Genomic DNA, 405 nt, shown 5'->3' on the forward strand with positions numbered 1-405 from the left:
CGCAGGTTCACCTCGTGCAGGTCCGCGTTGTGCGTGAGCATGATGACCTCGGCCAGCGCCTGGCGCTTCACCCGCTCGGGCAGCACGTCGTCCATCTGCCGCAGCAGTTCGTCCCAGGCGTCCTGCCAGCCGGGGCGGACGACGACGGGCGACAGGTTGAAGTGCACTTCGTAGCCCGCGTCGAGGAAGTCCGCGGCGGCGGCGATCCGCCGGTCCACCGGGCTGGTGCGCAGGTCCAGCAGTCGGGAGTCGCCGGCCGGCATCACCGAGAAGCGGATACGGGTCCGGCCGCGCGGGTCGAGCTCCAGCAGGTCCGGGTTGACGAACTTGGTGGCGAACGACGCCTTCGCGGTGGGCCAGTCGCGGAAGGCGCGGATCAGATCGGCGGTGTTGTCGCACACCAGG

General features: G+C 70.4%; 1 protein-coding gene. It reads right to left on the minus strand.

The genetic code is table 11. The annotated features are described in order from the left end of the window. A partial coding sequence (locus tag LPA54_RS40755; protein WP_368857921.1) for a spore photoproduct lyase family protein occupies positions 1-405 on the minus strand: 405 nt, incomplete at both ends.

It is taken from the genome of Streptomyces sp. DH12, from assembly GCF_020873895.1.
Classification (GTDB): domain Bacteria; phylum Actinomycetota; class Actinomycetes; order Streptomycetales; family Streptomycetaceae; genus Streptomyces.